Origin of the sequence: Leucobacter triazinivorans, assembly GCF_004208635.1 — a bacterium.
Taxonomy (GTDB): domain Bacteria; phylum Actinomycetota; class Actinomycetes; order Actinomycetales; family Microbacteriaceae; genus Leucobacter; species Leucobacter triazinivorans.
In genome coordinates, this window is record NZ_CP035806.1 from 2,851,736 (window position 1) to 2,865,861 (window position 14,126).

At 66.3% G+C, this 14,126-nt stretch carries 21 protein-coding genes; 6 read left to right on the plus strand and 15 right to left on the minus strand.

Annotated features, from left to right (window positions below):
* Positions 1 to 122: 122 nt before the first annotated feature.
* Entirely contained in the window at positions 123 to 905 is a 783-nt protein-coding gene (locus EVS81_RS12890; protein WP_240739850.1) for a Fic/DOC family protein, read from the minus strand.
* 68 nt (positions 906 to 973) lie between these two features.
* Between EVS81_RS12890 and EVS81_RS12900 the strand changes: the two genes are divergently transcribed.
* From EVS81_RS12900 to EVS81_RS12910, 3 genes are all read left to right on the plus strand, one after another.
* On the plus strand, positions 974 to 3,034 hold the full coding sequence (locus tag EVS81_RS12900; protein WP_240739851.1) for an Eco57I restriction-modification methylase domain-containing protein: 2,061 nt from the start codon (positions 974 to 976) through the stop codon (positions 3,032 to 3,034).
* A complete protein-coding gene (locus EVS81_RS12905; protein ID WP_240739852.1) occupies positions 3,021 to 3,752 on the plus strand; it encodes a hypothetical protein in 732 nt (243 codons plus the stop codon). The genes EVS81_RS12900 and EVS81_RS12905 overlap by 14 nt, the downstream gene beginning before the upstream one ends.
* Positions 3,753 to 3,836: 84 nt before the next feature.
* The gene (locus EVS81_RS12910; RefSeq protein ID WP_130110730.1) at positions 3,837 to 4,085 is read left to right on the plus strand and encodes a hypothetical protein; all 249 of its coding nucleotides are present in this window, start codon (positions 3,837 to 3,839) and stop codon (positions 4,083 to 4,085) included.
* Positions 4,086 to 4,092: 7 nt separating this feature from the next.
* Here EVS81_RS12910 and EVS81_RS16195 read toward each other — a convergent pair whose 3' ends face one another.
* The 14 genes from EVS81_RS16195 to EVS81_RS12975 form a co-directional block, all read right to left on the minus strand.
* Complete coding sequence (locus tag EVS81_RS16195) at positions 4,093 to 4,215, minus strand: hypothetical protein (protein ID WP_276319067.1); 123 nt, start codon at positions 4,213 to 4,215, stop codon at positions 4,093 to 4,095.
* On the minus strand, positions 4,179 to 4,475 hold the full coding sequence (locus tag EVS81_RS12915) for a hypothetical protein (protein WP_130110731.1): 297 nt from the start codon (positions 4,473 to 4,475) through the stop codon (positions 4,179 to 4,181). The genes EVS81_RS16195 and EVS81_RS12915 overlap by 37 nt, the downstream gene beginning before the upstream one ends.
* The gene (locus EVS81_RS12920; protein WP_130110732.1) at positions 4,472 to 4,948 is read right to left on the minus strand and encodes a hypothetical protein; all 477 of its coding nucleotides are present in this window, start codon (positions 4,946 to 4,948) and stop codon (positions 4,472 to 4,474) included. Before EVS81_RS12920 ends, EVS81_RS12915 begins: the two co-directional genes overlap by 4 nt.
* Positions 4,949 to 4,950: 2 nt before the next feature.
* The gene (locus EVS81_RS12925) at positions 4,951 to 5,349 is read right to left on the minus strand and encodes a ParB family protein (RefSeq protein ID WP_130110733.1); all 399 of its coding nucleotides are present in this window, start codon (positions 5,347 to 5,349) and stop codon (positions 4,951 to 4,953) included.
* Positions 5,346 to 6,143, minus strand: coding sequence for a ParA family protein (locus EVS81_RS12930; protein WP_205879336.1), 798 nt, complete (start codon positions 6,141 to 6,143; stop codon positions 5,346 to 5,348). Before EVS81_RS12930 ends, EVS81_RS12925 begins: the two co-directional genes overlap by 4 nt.
* 79 nt (positions 6,144 to 6,222) lie before the next feature.
* Complete coding sequence (locus EVS81_RS12935; RefSeq protein ID WP_130110735.1) at positions 6,223 to 6,609, minus strand: single stranded DNA-binding domain-containing protein; 387 nt, start codon at positions 6,607 to 6,609, stop codon at positions 6,223 to 6,225.
* 72 nt (positions 6,610 to 6,681) lie between these two features.
* Positions 6,682 to 6,915 (minus strand): hypothetical protein, encoded by a 234-nt coding sequence (locus tag EVS81_RS12940; RefSeq protein WP_130110736.1) that lies wholly within the window; start codon positions 6,913 to 6,915, stop codon positions 6,682 to 6,684.
* 69 nt (positions 6,916 to 6,984) lie between these two features.
* Positions 6,985 to 7,401 carry a hypothetical protein gene (locus EVS81_RS12945; protein ID WP_130110737.1) on the minus strand — a complete coding sequence of 139 codons (417 nt, stop codon included), beginning with the start codon at positions 7,399 to 7,401 and terminating at the stop codon, positions 6,985 to 6,987.
* Between the two features lie 43 nt (positions 7,402 to 7,444).
* Complete coding sequence (locus EVS81_RS12950; protein ID WP_338034616.1) at positions 7,445 to 7,642, minus strand: glutaredoxin domain-containing protein; 198 nt, start codon at positions 7,640 to 7,642, stop codon at positions 7,445 to 7,447.
* A 400-nt stretch (positions 7,643 to 8,042) separates the two neighbouring features.
* On the minus strand, positions 8,043 to 8,348 hold the full coding sequence (locus EVS81_RS12955; protein WP_130110739.1) for a hypothetical protein: 306 nt from the start codon (positions 8,346 to 8,348) through the stop codon (positions 8,043 to 8,045).
* Positions 8,349 to 8,381: 33 nt separating this feature from the next.
* Positions 8,382 to 8,900, minus strand: a complete 519-nt coding sequence (locus EVS81_RS12960) for a DUF6349 family protein (protein ID WP_130110740.1) — start codon at positions 8,898 to 8,900, stop codon at positions 8,382 to 8,384.
* 33 nt (positions 8,901 to 8,933) lie between these two features.
* Positions 8,934 to 9,821, minus strand: a complete 888-nt coding sequence (locus EVS81_RS12965) for an ArdC-like ssDNA-binding domain-containing protein (RefSeq protein WP_099197235.1) — start codon at positions 9,819 to 9,821, stop codon at positions 8,934 to 8,936.
* Positions 9,822 to 10,158: 337 nt separating this feature from the next.
* Positions 10,159 to 12,201 carry a hypothetical protein gene (locus EVS81_RS12970; protein WP_240739853.1) on the minus strand — a complete coding sequence of 681 codons (2,043 nt, stop codon included), beginning with the start codon at positions 12,199 to 12,201 and terminating at the stop codon, positions 10,159 to 10,161.
* 209 nt (positions 12,202 to 12,410) lie between these two features.
* Positions 12,411 to 12,668 (minus strand): hypothetical protein, encoded by a 258-nt coding sequence (locus EVS81_RS12975; RefSeq protein WP_130110741.1) that lies wholly within the window; start codon positions 12,666 to 12,668, stop codon positions 12,411 to 12,413.
* Between the two features lie 191 nt (positions 12,669 to 12,859).
* Here EVS81_RS12975 and EVS81_RS12980 point away from each other — a divergent pair, with 191 nt between their 5' ends.
* From EVS81_RS12980 to EVS81_RS12990, 3 genes are read left to right on the plus strand one after another with little or no spacing between them, the layout of a single operon-like run.
* Entirely contained in the window at positions 12,860 to 13,228 is a 369-nt protein-coding gene (locus EVS81_RS12980) for a hypothetical protein (protein WP_130110742.1), read from the plus strand.
* A gap of 10 nt (positions 13,229 to 13,238) precedes the next feature.
* Positions 13,239 to 13,619, plus strand: coding sequence for a helix-turn-helix domain-containing protein (locus EVS81_RS12985; RefSeq protein ID WP_130110743.1), 381 nt, complete (start codon positions 13,239 to 13,241; stop codon positions 13,617 to 13,619).
* Positions 13,612 to 14,085 carry a hypothetical protein gene (locus EVS81_RS12990; RefSeq protein ID WP_130110744.1) on the plus strand — a complete coding sequence of 158 codons (474 nt, stop codon included), beginning with the start codon at positions 13,612 to 13,614 and terminating at the stop codon, positions 14,083 to 14,085. Before EVS81_RS12985 ends, EVS81_RS12990 begins: the two co-directional genes overlap by 8 nt.
* The last annotated feature ends 41 nt before the right edge of the window (positions 14,086 to 14,126 follow it).

Here is a 14,126-nt window from a genome sequence, read left to right on the forward strand (position 1 = left end):
AACCGGTGAGGCAGACGACGTCGTGTCGGGCAGATCCCATGACCGTCAGTGGGCAGTTCTCATGTCCGCCACCGGGCAGCTTCGTGGCCGTCTCCGGGCAGTTTCTCGTGGCCGCCGACAGGTCAGTCACGTCCGCTCCGTCCTGTGTCGGTTCTGCCTCTTTCGGGGTGCTGCGTCGTCGAACGCCCTGCGACGTTCGCGCCCGGCGTGGGTGTAGGTCGCACCGCCCCTCTCGCACTCATGGGGAAGCTTGCGCGGAGGGCGTCGGCTACGCCGTTGTCGCTCATCCGGGACGCCGAAGCGTCACGGTCTAAAGGGGTAATCGCCTTCCCCAGCACCGCGGCGAGCTGATCGTTTCGGCCGGTGTCCTGGGAGTGAAACCGTGCCTGCACGAACTCGTCGCGCAGCGGCGAGCCAGGGGCAAATTGCGCGGCGTCGATCCGATAGCCGGCCTGCTCTGCGAGCTGGGAGAAGAACACGAACTGCGTCCGCGTATTGCCCTCACGGAAGCTGTGTACGACATTCAGCTCCCCCCAGCTCTCCGCGAGCTCGTCGACGAACTTCGCTTGCGGCAGTCCGCGCAGATAGTCCTTGCCGGCGAGTTTGGCGTACTCGGCCTCGGCGGCCGCCGTCAGGTGAGGACCGGCGCCGTAGTAGGCGTGCCCGTCCTTTGTCATGAACTGCCCGGCCGGCGCCACCCGTTCTTGACCAGCCCACTCGTAGACATCCTGGAACACGTAAGCGTGGATCGCCTTCATGTGGTCGTAGTCGAACTGGCCGGGAATCGGGTTGTCGTACAGCTCTTGAAGGCGCGTGTGCGCGTATGCCTCTTCCAACTGCCGGAGCTTGTCGGGGTCGGGTTCCCCATACGGCTTGCCGGGTGCGGTGAACTTGTTCCTCAACACAGATGTACCTGGGATGAAGTAGTCATCCCAGGTACGAAAGGTGGTGCCGCGAGGCATCAGCCCTGCACGTGGCGGCGGATCGCAGCGCGCGCCTCATCCCCCGTCAGCTCGTGGCGAGCGGCCCGCTCGACGATGGTGCGCAGCGCCGGGTCGATGACCTCGTGGCCGGCCAGCGCGAGAGCTGCATCCGCGAACGCCAGGCGGTCCTCGGCAGTGGTCGATGCCGGCGGTGCGGCGATGAGCGTACGGACCATGCTTGCCCCTCTCGTGGCGTGCTTCGATTCTATCAGCTATGGGTCGAAAACGGTCGAATCAGGTTTCGGAACATGGGAGGTTTTGGCACGGAGTTTCGGCACGGCGTGTCGACGTCGACGAGCCGGGGTTGGCACTCGTCCCGAAATCGATCGATTTCGGGACGTCTAGGGAGCGTCGATCCCCGCGGTGTGGGTGGTATCGGACAGAATTGGTGCGTGATCCTCGGCGCGCGCGACCCCTCCGACGGCGCCGAAGCTCGGAAGGCGCGCGGAGCGTTCTTTACTCCCCCTGCGATCGCTTCTTTCATCGCCAACTGGGCGGTACGAGACGCGAGCGATCTGATCCTCGAGCCGTCCGCAGGCGATGCCGAGTTTCTTGCGCACGCGGTGTCGCGACTGCGCATGCTCGGCGTATCAACGCCGGTCGTACACGGTGTTGAGCTGCATGGGTGGAGCGCGGAATACGGAGCCAGACGAATCAGGGCGGCGGGCGGCGAGGTCGTCATGACCGTGAGCGACTTCTTCGATACCCCTGCGAGCGGCCAGTACACCGCGGTCGTCGGCAATCCTCCGTACATCCGATTCCAAGACTTCACGGGCGAGGCGCGCACGAAGGCGCGTGCCGCGGCTCTCCGCGGAGGGGTCGCGCTCTCGGGACTGGCATCGTCGTGGGCGGCGTTCACCGTCCACGGCGCCCTCGGCCTGCGCGCTGGGGGCCGACTCGGCTACGTACTGCCTGCGGAACTGCTACACGCGAACTACGCCGCCCCCGTCCGTCGGTTCCTCTTCGAGAACTTTGCTCAGGTCGACCTTGTGCTGTTCGAGCAGCGAGTGTTCGAGGAGGCAGAGACAGAGGCCATTCTGCTCCTGGCCGACGGCTACGGCGGCTCGACCGACCATGCCCGCATCCGCCAGGTGGCGAACGCGGCCTCGCTGGCCACCGACTTGCCCCCGATCGCCACCTGGACGCCCCCCGACCCCGCAGCGAAATGGTCAAGCTCGACAGTCACACCCGAAGCCCTGAAGATCTACGGAAAGCTGATCCTGAGCGGCCAATTCATGGCGATGCAGAACTGGGGCGAGACGTCGCTCGGGATGGTCACCGGCAACAACAAGTACTTCGCGCTGTCGCCCGCGCGAGTCGCTGAGCTCAAACTGCAGCCGAGCGACGTGGTGCGGCTCTCCCCTCCGGGCTCGAGCCATCTGCGCGGATTGGAGTTCTCAACCCGCGCGCACACGGAGCTCGGGAAAGCCGGTAAACGTACGATGCTGTTCCGCCCTGCGGACAAGCCGTCCACCGCCGCGATGGCGTACATCGCGCAAGGCGAGGAAGAGTCGGTGCACGCGGCCTATAAGTGCCGCGTCCGCAGAGAGTGGTGGCGCGTTCCTCTCGTGAAAAAGGCCGATCTGCTCCTGACCTACATGAACGCGGACACCCCAAGAATCACCACCAATACAGCCGGCGCTTTGCACCTGAACTCCGTCCACGGGGTCTACCTCACGCCGGAGCACCGAAGCATTGGCCGAGAGCTGCTGCCTCTTGCCGCACTGAACTCCGTCACGATGCTGGGCGCCGAGTTCACCGGCCGCGCGTACGGCGGCGGCATGCTGAAGATGGAGCCGGGCGAAGCCGACCTGTGGGCGCTGCCCGATCCGTCGACGGTCGCCGCTGCACGTGACGCGCTACTCGCGATCCGCCCCGTCGTCGGCGGGAAGCTCCGCCGCGGACAAGTCCTCGAGGCCGCCAAGCTCGTCGACGACGTGTTGCTGGTTCGGACTCTCGGCATGCGCCGCCCGGACGTCGCGGAGATTCGCGCGGCACGCGCTGACCTCTCGAAGCGGCGAGAGTCGAGGAGCCGTCGTGGCAGCGATTGACGATCGCCTGATCGCGGCTATCCGATCGTGCGGCTCAAAGCCCGCCGACACCGCTCCGCAGGCCACCAAGAAGAACTACAACGAAAAGCTATCGGCCGCGGTCGCCCTGGCCGTCGCCGCCGAGCTCCGTGCACGGGGCATGGACGGCGCTAGACCAACCGGACCCGGCGAAGCAGGGGTCAGCGGCGCGGAACGACGTCTGGCCGGCGGGATCGGCGCGAAGAAGGTCGACGTGACCTGGGCCACCGAAGAATCCGGGCTCATCCTCGCCGTCAGCGTGAAGACGATCTTGTTCAAGGACGGCCAGACCAGGAACTACCAGAAGAATCTCACCAATCGTCGAGCAGACCTCCTCAACGAAGCCGTCACCCTGCATCGCCGGTTCCCGTACGCCGTGCTTGCTGCACTGCTCATCTTCGATGCCGGAGCCGAGCACGACGGCACGGGTCGGCGAAAGTCGACCTTCATCAACGCTGGTCCACGCCTTCGGCTCTTCACTGGCCGGCAGGACCCTGCCGGCCGAGATGAGCAGTACGAGAAGTTCTACGTTCTCTTGGCCGATCTGAACGACACGATGCCATCCATCCGCGCATATGAAGCTAACGACCTTGCCACTGAGGTTCCGCTCTCCGAAGCGTTCGACACGCTCGTCGCGCTTATTGGAGAACGAAACTTCGACCTCTACGAAGGCCTCGACGGGACCGTCACCAAGGCCTGAGCTGCCCCGCGCCAGTGACACGTCGTCCCGCTCGTGTCGGGGGATGGCTTTACGGTCACCGACGTGGTGCAGCACTGGTCGCCTATGTCGCAGTTGCAGCGCTCCCCCGAGCTGGGGGTCTGGTATGTATTCGACAAGAGCCGGCGCATCGCGATCATTCGCTACGTGGAGGTCCGCGGCCGCCGACTGCTGCGCTCGGTGACCTTCGACCGCGACCCCGCCGAGCGGCAGCTCATCGGATACTTCCCGGAGGATGCGATGCGTCTCGCGGTCGAGTTCACCTGGTGGGAGTACATCAAGCACACCGGCCGGTCGACGAGCAACCGACGCTGAGGCAGGCCTAGGCCGACTCGGGCGGCGGATCGGTCCGCACGTCCTCGGGCAGGTCCGTCGCGATCGCACCCGTGCGCAGGTCGCCGTAGTAGGTCACCGCCTGCTCGGCCTCCGAGCTGGTGCCGTACACGGGCGACACGATGACAAGGAAATCGCGATCGGCGCCGGCTCCTCGCTCGGAATCTCGTCGACAAGGCAATCCCGGTAGACGTGGCCGCTGTAGTAGCCCTCTCGCCCGTCAGCATCCTTGCGCCACAGCTTGTCGGAGTCCTTCTGCAGAAGCAGGGCGTTCGCCAACGACAGCGTGATACCGAACTCCACGCCTGGGTGCGCCGCCTGGGCGGTATCGAGCACTTGGTCGACGAGCTGCTGCACGGTCACGCCGGTCATGCGGAGATCTCCGTTTCGTCGGTGACGTCGGCCGTCTCGATCGAGTCGCGATCGGCGTCGTAGATGAGCCACGTCCGGTCGTTCCACTGGTTGCGGTAGACGATCCCGCGAGGCGTCAGGGAGTGCCAGACGGCGCCGGGGTTGTACTCGGCGACCCACTCGGCCGCGAGCTGGTCGGCTGCGGCGCGATCCTCGGCCGTGCCGCTCTCGGTGGAGCGAACGTGCGCGGCCCACACGGGACGGGCGGCGGTCAGCTTGCGCTCATCCCGACGCAGCTCCTCGATGAGGGCGGGCAGGCACCCGCACTCGTCCGTGGCGTCGTGGTGGTAGCCGATACAGCGGTCGTCGGTGCATCCGCACTCGTCGCCGCGCCAATCCTTCGCTGACTCGTACCCGTGGCGTTTCGCCCACTGACCGGGGGTGATCCCCGCCCATCGCAGCGTCTCTCGCGCTTCGTGGTTGAGCTGCGTCATGGTCACTCCCCCATCGGTCTGCCCTGGGGCAGTTCTCGAGCCCCCACGGGCGGAAACGGCTTGCCGCCGTTGTACTGGCGCTCTAGCCGCTCGACTTCCTTCATAGCGGCCCCGCTGAGGAACTGCGAGAGGCTGCGCACGCCTTCGTAGGGGATGGTGTGCATGATCGCGCCACGGATGCGGTCAGTGTCCTCCTGCTCCTGGTAGAACGACACCTTGGGCGGGTACTTGCTGCGCTTCTTCGGTGCGGCCGCCTGCGGCTCTGTGGCGCTCTCTGCAGGCGTGGCCGGTGCGACAGGCGCGGGAGCGGCTGCGGGAGGCTCCTGCGGCGTCTCAGCGGCCGGTGCGATGGGGTTCCGCCCGCTGAGGGTGGAGCGTTTGCGTTCGGGTCGGGCGCTCATGCGCGTACTCCTTCGAGGGTGGTCAGGTGGCCGCTGTAGAGGCCGCTGAGGGCGGTTGCTTCGGCGCTCCCCCACTCGTCGAGGCCCTTGGATGCTTCGACGGCATCCGCGATCACGACGCGCTTGGGAACCGGCGGGGTGAGCACGCGCAGTCCGCGTGCCTCGGCCGCCTCGGTGAGGTCGTCGAGCCAGGCGCGGCCGCTGACGGTGTTCTCCTCGTGCTGGTTGATGAGGATGCCGGCGACGTCGAGCTGCGCGTTGTAGTGCTCGCGCACGAGCGCGATCGTGTCGAGGAGCTGCGTCAGGCCGTTGGCGCTCCACAGCTTCGAGTGCGTCACGACCACTACCCCGTCCGCGGCCGTCAGGCCGTTGCTGGTGAGCTGGTCAAGGCTCGGCGCGCAGTCGATGAGGATCAGGTCATAGTCGTCTGCAACCTCGCGCAGCGCGGCGCGTAGGCGGCTCTCTCGGCCCGCTCCGGCGATCACGAGTTCATCGCGCACACTGCCGAGCTCGACGCCCGACGTCGGCACGAGGTCGAGGCCGGGCCACAGTCCCGGCACGATGACGTCGCGCAGCGTCTCGTCGGCGTGCTTGCTCAGCGCATCGGCTAGGCCGGGCTGATCTTCCTCGACGGTTTCGGCTGCGATCGACGTCGTGAGGTTTCCCTGCGGGTCGAGGTCGACGGCGAGCACGCTACGCCCAGCCAGCACCGCGGCGCGGGCCAGGTGGAATGTCGTCGTGCTCTTGCCGACGCCGCCCTTCTGATTGCAGAGGGCGAGGATTCGAGCGGTCACGGTGTCACCTTTCATGTGTAACGGCAATAGTACTGTTAGGGGTGCGCCCCACGGTGGAGGCGCACCCCTGAGTGCGGGATCAGAACGGGGTGTCGTCGCCCTGGTCGGCGGTCGAGGGCTTGCCGACCACGCGGACGCTCTGCCCGCGCAGGCTCACCGCGATTTCGTCGGCTCGGACCTCGTGCTGCAAGCGGCTCCCCTGGTCGCCCTTGTACTCGGTGACGCGGTAGCGGCCGGAGAACGTGACGCGGATGTTCCCCGACTCCTCGGCCGCCTCGACGAGGTTCTGCGCCTGGTTGCCGCTCACGGCGACGTCGTAGGCGACGGTGGGGCCGTCGGTGTAGCTGCCGTCCTCCTGGCGGATGCGATCGCTGACGAGGACGCGGGCGTAGGTGTACGGGCCGTTGTCCCCTTCGCGGAGGGTGGGCGTTGCGGCGAGGTTGCCGGTGCGGGTGATGTAGCTCATGGTGTGCTCCTTCGGTTTCGTCCCGGTAGTGGGAACAGTACTATTAGCGGGAATGGGGTTACAAGGGGATAGCTAAGGGCGCTCGACCTCCAATCGCCGGCCATCCATCTGCGCCGGGTACAGCACGTGCTCGACGTCGCTGGTCGGGTGGGGGTTCACGAGACGCACGCCCTGAACACTCCCCGCTCCGATGTAGCCGAGACGCTGCGCGACGACTCGCGCCGGGCGGTAGGGCCGGCCATCCCAGCTCAGGATGCGGTCGCCCGCCTGGAGGTCGGCCAGCTTGGTGATGATGAGGTTCTGCATGTCGTGTCCTGGTTCCGTATCGTCTCTAGTTCCGTGTAACTCTAATAGTACTATTAGAGTTACTGATGGTCAAGCCTTTCGGGCTTCTCCGGCCAGCAGCTCTCCGACCGTTTCGGCCAGCAGCCACAGGCGATCGGCTGCCGCGCGATCCTCGGCGGTGTAGTCGCGATAGGCGGCCTGGTGCTCGAAGTCCTCACGGCCGCGCCGGGCCATGCTCAGCAGCATGTCGATTCCCTCGCACAGCTCGCGGTCGACTGGAACAACCCGCCCGCCGCCGTCGACGACGAGGCTCAGCGGTTCGCCCATCCCGTGCACGTGCATGGCGTAGCCGTCGCCCTCGCGCTCGACGTAGGCCGTCAGGATCGTTCGCGACTCCTCGTCGTCGAAGTCCACGCGCCCGTAGCTGTCGGGGTCGTCCCCGAGCGGCCAGAGCTGCGGCTCCAAGCGGGTGCCACGGTCATACGGGGTCAGGTTGCGGTCGGTCATGATTCCTCCTGTAACGGGATTAGTACTATTTGGGGTAGTGGGGTCAGGCTGCGAAGTGAGCGGCGACGCGCTCGATCTGGTCGGGTCGGAGGTCGCACCAGTGATCGTCATCGTCGACCACGACGACGGGGGCCACGGTGTAGCCCAGTTCCTCGGTCACGTACTCGCGCGCTTCGGGGTGCTCGGTGATGTTGACCTCGACGTACGGGATGCCCTTGCTGTCCAGCATCATCTTCGTCATCCGGCACTTCCCACACTGGGGACCGGTCATGTAGACGGTTAGCGCTTCCATTTCGTGATCCTCCCACCCCACTCGTTTTTTTGCCGTGAAGGCGACTTGTCGCCGCTAGGGAGAGCCGGCCGGAGTGCCAGTGACCGTGGAATACCGGACTGAGCGAAGCGAGGGAGGATATGCCGCGAAAGCACTGGCGCGCAGGTTGGCCGACCGTATGCTGCCGAAGGCTTCACGGCAAAAGAACGGGTCGATAGGCCCTGACAGTCGGCCGGCTCCGTCCGGCCGTCCGTTAGCCGACGCCGGCTCCGTCCGGCGTCGGCCGGCGTGGTCGTGAGCTGCGGCACCTGGCCGGGGAACAGTACTGTTCCCGCCCCACGCAACAGCGACGGGAACAGTACTAATAGGGTCACTCGCATTGCTGGGTGGCTGCGATCCGGGCGGCGACGTTGCACACGTCGTCCGGGGTCACTTCGTCGAGGAGGATCGTTCGGGTTCCGCCGTCGAGGTCGATCCACCACACCGGGCGCACGGTGTCGGCGTCGATCCCGGCGCGGTGCGCGGGAAGCTCTGACGCCGGGTCCACGGGGCCGAAATAGAGCTGAGGAGCCCAGCTATCGGCCCCCATGTCGGTGTAGAGCGTCGTGGGAAAGGGGAGGAGCTGCGCCACGTCATCCAAGAGGGCGGCAACGTCGCTGGTCGTGAGGGTCGTCATGGGGTTCTCCTAACGGGATTAGTACTATTCGGGTCAGTCGTTCGGGGCGGCGAGGTCGTAGCCGCCGAAGGGGGAGCGGCCGCCGACGTGGCGGCCGCCGTACGGGCCGCGTCGACTGATGACGGGTGCGCCGGGACGCTGCCACTCGGCGGGGTAGTTCTCTGCGCACCACTTGGCCGCCGCGGCGCGCGCCTTCTTCTCGTCGGCGGTGCTGAGGTTCGTCGGCAGGATCGGCAGGGCTCTCCATCCGGGCATCGCGTGGTCGTGCTCTGCGAGGTCGCACCGGGTGTCGGCGTTGAGCATGTGCAGCTCGTGGGCCTCGTCGCTAGCGGCGACGTCCTGCCGACCGAAGTACGCGCGGTGCCACATGTGCGAGCGCATCAGGCATCCGAAGTTCCCGTGTTCGCCGGTCCACCGCTCGAACGCGGCCGCGAGGTCGTCGGGGTGGTGGTAGTCGGTGACGTACCGCAGGGGCACGCCTTCCCAGGGGGTCGCGGCCACGGCCTCGCGCTCGAACTCGGCCATATCGAACAGGGTCGGCTCTCCGTGCATGACGTTCTCCTAACGGGATTAGTACTATTCGGGTTACGCGGCGACGGGCTCGGGGGCGGGCTCGGTGATCGCGTCGGCCAGGGCGTGCGCGGTGCGCAGCACGTTTGCCGCGGTGGCCTTGATCGTCTCGGCCTCGCACTTGCTCCACCCGGCGACGTAGCCGACGCTGTAGGCGCTCGTGTCGAGTCCGAGAATCCCGGCGACGATGTAGGCGACGCTCTCGGCCTCGGTTTCCTTGATCCCGCGGTGCTCGACGTACTCGGCGTGATCTTCCTCGGCGTGCAGGATGACGTGGGCGGCCTCGTGAAGGGCGGTCTTGGCTGCCTGAGCGGGGGAGAGGTCCGCGTCGATCACGACGCGCTGCGTGCCGTCGGTGGTGGTGTACCCGTTCGCGCCTCCGGCGATCTGCTCGCGCTCGACGGTCCAGCCCTTGCCGGTGAGGTAGTCGGCCACGGCGTCGAAGATGCCCGCGGGGTCGTCTCCGGTGAGCTGTCGCGCAATGTCGGCCGGGTCGCCCGCTTCCTCGTCGATGAGGTCGGTCTGTCCCATGTCGAACACGGACACCGGGAAGAATCGCACGCGGCGCTGTTCCTCCTCCTCGCCGGTCTGCTCGTTCTCGACCGTCTCGCGCACGTCGCGGCCGCCGAAGATGCGGATTCCGCGCTCACCCTTGCGCACCTGGCGGTTGAGCTTCTGCCACGTCCGGTAACCGGCGACGTGCGACGCCTCGGGGCACTGGGCGAAGATCAGCAGCAGGTTCCCCAGGCTGTAGCGGTGGAACGACTGCGCGAACGTCAGGAACCGCGCCCACGTCTCGGACTCGCGCAGCGCCTCGACCTGTTCCGCGATCGTCGCTTGCAGGGCCTCGGCCTCGGCGCGACGCTCCTCGGGGCTCTTGGTGTTCTTGACCGTGCGTGCCATGTTCGGAACCTCCACCTAACGGGATTAGTACTATTTGCGTCTGTCTCACCCCCACGTTTTTTTGCCGTGAAGGCGGTTTACCGCCGCTAGGGAGGACGGCCGGAGTGCAACCCGGAGGGCGGTGGGGGAGAGAGTTTCGGCGCGATGTGAGGGAGCGCAGCGACCGCGTGCCGAAAGTCTCGGAGGAGCCGGCGGCGCAGCCGCTTGCATGGAGGTTGGCCGACCGTATGCTGCCGAAGGCTTCACGGCAAAACAACGGGCCGAAGGCCCTGACAGCGCCGGCATCGCCGGCTCGACCAGCGAGCCCGTGGGCTCGCCTCCGCGCAGCGGATCGTCGCTAGGCGACCTGACGTCGCGGTGTCTCGCCCGCCTTGGTGGCGGGGCCGTCGCAGTACCGGCACCTGACACCGATCGTCATCCCGTGCGCGCAGTAGCCCGGATCGATCCATTCCGCGTCGACCTCGTCGACGTCGGCGACGTCGACGAGGGTTCTCGAGCGGAGATCTCCGTCGGCGTTGCGGTCGTACGCCCGCACGGCCGTTCCCTCGCGCTCCTCGACGATGATGCGACGAGCTGCGGCATAGTCCAGCCGGCCATCGGGTCGGCGCGGGTGTGGGCCGTAGGCGTGGGTGCCGTCATCCGGGACGAGGGAGAGCTGACCCCGGCTCGGTCGACGTTTCGCGTCGGGTCGACGGGGCGCGTGCATCCACGCCTCCTCGGCCTTCCACCATGCCCACGCCTCGCGCTCGACGCGGTAGCGGGTAGCGCGGGCGTCGAGTCGGCCGGCGACCCCGGCGCGCTCGGCGGCCACGTCGAGGGGGAGCGCGTCGACGCGGTGCCAGCCGTCGCGGGCGCGCTCGACGATGCCGGAGTAGGTGAGGCGGTCCAGCAGTCGACGGGTGCGCAGCGGGTCGGCGCCGATCAGAGGGGAGAGTTCGTCGAGGGGGCGAGCTGTGGTGTCGATTCGTGCGTAGAGGTTCCCGGCCAGGTGTCCGAGCGCAGGGCGGGTAGCGGTGAACAGGTCGTGTGCGGCATCTGTTGTTCGTGCTCGGAGCGTTGCGAGGATCGCGGTTCTCTCAGCGGCCCCGGCCCCAGGGGGGCGCGGGTCCGCTTGTGACCGGGCATGATCCGAGTTGCTGTGGAGAGCGCTCTGAGGGTCGATCGTCCAGTGAGCGGCGCGGGGTCCGTCCGCGGCCGCGGTCTGTGCGATCCATCCGTCCTCGGAGAGGCGCAGCAGCGCCGTCCTGGCCGTCTCACGGCCGACCCCGGCTAGTAGGGCCAGGCGGCGGGTATCGGCTTCCAGAGAGGCGCTGAGGGCGTGCAGGGCGAGAACGCACAGCACGTCGAGGATGCGGCGATCGGCAGGGCCGCCTCCGCGGGCCCAGCGGCCGGCTGCGGCGTCGGCGCGTTGCTGGACGCCGCGCACGTGCGCGGCGATCGCGTCGGCGCGACGGTCGAACGTGGGATCGTCCCCGATCTGCCGGTCACTCGCGGCGACGTAGCGCACGGCCTTGTCCCACTGACGGGCGAGGATGCGGCGCTGCTCGCCGCGGGGGCGGTTCACGCGGCCGCGGACGGTCGCGCGCGTGCGGACGTGCTCTAGGCCGGGCTCGGTGTCGACGAGGGCGGCGACGTCGACGTGCCGCCACCTGGCGGCCGCTGCGCCGATCAGGACGCGCCAGAGCGTCGCTGAGGCGTCCGCGGGCGTCTCGTGCAGCGCTGCGGCGCTGACGGCGGGGAGCTGGCGGCGTGGGCCGACCAGGTGCAGACGGCCGTGGGCGTCCAGCGGCAGGGGCGCGTGCGGGTCGATGGTGCGAGCGGGCTCGGTGTCGTCGACGAGGCCGGCGAGGAGGCTCACGAGCGCGCGCACCTGTGCGGCGGTGGCCGTAGGCGCGCTGAGCGCGTTCAGGTCGCCGCGGAGGACCGTGGAGTGCCCGCCGGCACGGTGCGGCGCTCCTGGGGGCCGCACACAGCCCGTCACGGGGTTGCTGAGGGGCGACAGGTCGAGGGTGGGGCACACGTGCCGCGCGAGACGGGCGAGGGTGGCGACGGTATCGGCGTCGACAGACTCGGCCAGGCCGACCCACAGGTGGCGACCGCCGGTCGGCCCGGACTCGCAGACGACGTGCGACAGGCCGACGTCGGAGAGGAGGCCGGAGAGCACGTCAGTGTCGCGAGCTGCGGCCGCGGGGTCGCCGTGAGCGTCGAGGTCGAACGCGAGAAGGCGGAACCGCTGATCGGGGCCGGCGAGGTAGACCGCCCACGGGCGCTCAGGCGCAGCGGCGCCGATCACGCGATCGCGGTACTCGTTCGCGATCGTCCCGTAAGCGTCGACGACAGCCACACGCACGCGCGGCCGCGGGCTAATCGCCTCTGTCAAGGCCCAAGACTCGGCGTGCGGGTACTGGGTTTCTGTAAAGGGAGGGGTTATGATGACACCACCTTTCGATCCCGGTCGATGGGTACGACAAAGGCCCGGTTCCCTACCGGTTCTTGTCGGAACTGCCTTGATCTACCAGGTCGCCAAACTCAGAGGATCAGGCACTTAGCTTCGGCCCCCGTCTCGTAAGAGGCGGGGGTTCGCTCGTTCTATGCGGCTTTCGTCGGGGCCTCCTCCGGCAGGTCGAGCTGGTTCGCGCGGTCCCGCGCGGGAGGGTCGACGAGCGGCATGCCGCCGTTCTCGTTGACGAGCTTGGTGATGAGCGCATCCAGGTAGTACGACATGGTGACGCCGGATGCCTCGGCAGCTTCGCGCACGTCGTTGCGCGCGGTAGGGGAAACCCGGCCCTGTAGCAGGACCGTGGGCGCGTCGTTCGGGCGTCGCGCGCGTCGGCCGTAGTCGCTCATACGAGCCATCGTGCCGGGATTCGGTGACAAACTACGATCTTCCCTCTAGGTGCAGCGGACCGGGTGCGCCAGCTTTTCGGTGGTACGGATACCCGTCTTGCAGCATTGGGGAAGACGTGCGAGCAGCTGTTGATCGGCTCATGGGTTCAATCTCGGGTGGCAAGAGAGTATGGAATCCCTATGCCGCTGGCATGGCTCGTAGCGAGTTCAAGAAGCGAATTGAAAAGGCTCAGCGGGGAGAACTGCAACCAGTTGACGAGGTGAAGCCCGTTGATATCAAGAATCCTCCTCCCCTGTACGAGATTCGGTGGACAGGAATCTCTGTGACGGAGCGAGAAGACGATGGATCTCAGAGCCACTCGACGGCGCAGGTACGTATGTACCACTCGGAGCCTGTGGCTCTTCCTGACTATTTCGTGGGCCACCACGTTCACGAGAAACGACTTGATGTAGAAGACGTGAATGCTGAGCAACAGAGAGAGATTCATGCTGCGGTCAACTGGTACGCGCACGGCGAACCTGAGAACTGGGGAATTGCCACTGGCTTGCCCGCGATATAAGGTTTAGTTTATGGAACTGAACGGTGCTCAGATTGAAGCGCTCGCTGATCTGCTCGTTGACTCGCATGACGAGTTGCTGAGCAGCTTGGTCAAGATGCGCAAGAAGCATGGTCTAAGCCAAGAACAGGTTGCTGAGCGTATGGGCATTAGCCAGCCTGCGGTTGCATCATTCGAACGTTACGACGCCAATCCAACCTTGGCTACCATTCGACGGTATGCGTTGGCAGTTCAGGCTTCTATCGAGCATCGTGTAGTCGACCAGTGCTGCATCTTGGTTGCTCGGGAAGCCACTGGAGGTGCGAGCCGTTCCATGAGTTGGAATCCGCGACAGTCGGTGGAATGGGAATGGGCGGCTGGCGAAACCCATGTGAAGGCGTTTGTGAATGCCTGATACTGCCATTACCGAGGTGGGGCAGCTTGTTGAATCTGCTTCACTTTTAACCATCGAAGTGTTCAGGCTTGGTGCGGAGCGAAAGTTGGATGCTCAGCCCAGCGATGAAGGAGTCGAAATTGCTCCTAAGTACACGCTGGATATAGACGTTCGTGATGACAGAAGCGGGTTCCGTATCCGTTTGATGACTGAGATCAATACTCCGTTCGGTGATATTGAATGCGGTGCTTACGCGGAGTATGAACATCCGGGAGTAGTTCTTGGAGAAGAATCATCTGCTGCCGCTTCAGAATTCGTGAACAACGTGGCGTTGATGCACCTGCTCCCTTTCGTGCGTCAGTCAATCGCAGACATTACTCAGAGAGTCTTCACCGCTCCATTATTGATGCCGATAATTCAGCGCGGAGAGCTTGAATTTGAGCTCGAGATTCGATCGCCTGGATCGAGAGTGGACCACGACTCCTGACTCCTGGACGAGTGCGGATCCTGTGCCATATTTGTGCCATA

Bases quoted from the DNA above. Each gene is read 5' to 3' on its own strand.
- EVS81_RS12940 (WP_130110736.1), bottom strand. From the start codon at position 6,915: ATGCAGAACCTCATCATCACCAAGCTGGCCGACCTCCAGGCGGGCGAC.
- EVS81_RS12945 (WP_130110737.1), bottom strand. From the start codon at position 7,401: ATGACCGACCGCAACCTGACCCCGTATGACCGTGGCACCCGCTTGGAG.
- EVS81_RS12985 (WP_130110743.1), top strand. From the start codon at position 13,239: ATGGAACTGAACGGTGCTCAGATTGAAGCGCTCGCTGATCTGCTCGTT.
- EVS81_RS12965 (WP_099197235.1), bottom strand. From the start codon at position 9,821: ATGGCACGCACGGTCAAGAACACCAAGAGCCCCGAGGAGCGTCGCGCC.
- EVS81_RS12925 (WP_130110733.1), bottom strand. From the start codon at position 5,349: ATGAGCGCCCGACCCGAACGCAAACGCTCCACCCTCAGCGGGCGGAAC.
- EVS81_RS12955 (WP_130110739.1), bottom strand. From the start codon at position 8,348: ATGACGACCCTCACGACCAGCGACGTTGCCGCCCTCTTGGATGACGTG.
- EVS81_RS12980 (WP_130110742.1), top strand. From the start codon at position 12,860: ATGGCTCGTAGCGAGTTCAAGAAGCGAATTGAAAAGGCTCAGCGGGGA.
- EVS81_RS12910 (WP_130110730.1), top strand. From the start codon at position 3,837: ATGTCGCAGTTGCAGCGCTCCCCCGAGCTGGGGGTCTGGTATGTATTC.
- EVS81_RS12975 (WP_130110741.1), bottom strand. From the start codon at position 12,668: ATGAGCGACTACGGCCGACGCGCGCGACGCCCGAACGACGCGCCCACG.
- EVS81_RS12920 (WP_130110732.1), bottom strand. From the start codon at position 4,948: ATGACGCAGCTCAACCACGAAGCGCGAGAGACGCTGCGATGGGCGGGG.
- EVS81_RS12935 (WP_130110735.1), bottom strand. From the start codon at position 6,609: ATGAGCTACATCACCCGCACCGGCAACCTCGCCGCAACGCCCACCCTC.
- EVS81_RS12950 (WP_338034616.1), bottom strand. From the start codon at position 7,642: ATGACGAAGATGATGCTGGACAGCAAGGGCATCCCGTACGTCGAGGTC.
- EVS81_RS12915 (WP_130110731.1), bottom strand. From the start codon at position 4,475: ATGACCGGCGTGACCGTGCAGCAGCTCGTCGACCAAGTGCTCGATACC.
- EVS81_RS12990 (WP_130110744.1), top strand. From the start codon at position 13,612: ATGCCTGATACTGCCATTACCGAGGTGGGGCAGCTTGTTGAATCTGCT.
- EVS81_RS12960 (WP_130110740.1), bottom strand. From the start codon at position 8,900: ATGCACGGAGAGCCGACCCTGTTCGATATGGCCGAGTTCGAGCGCGAG.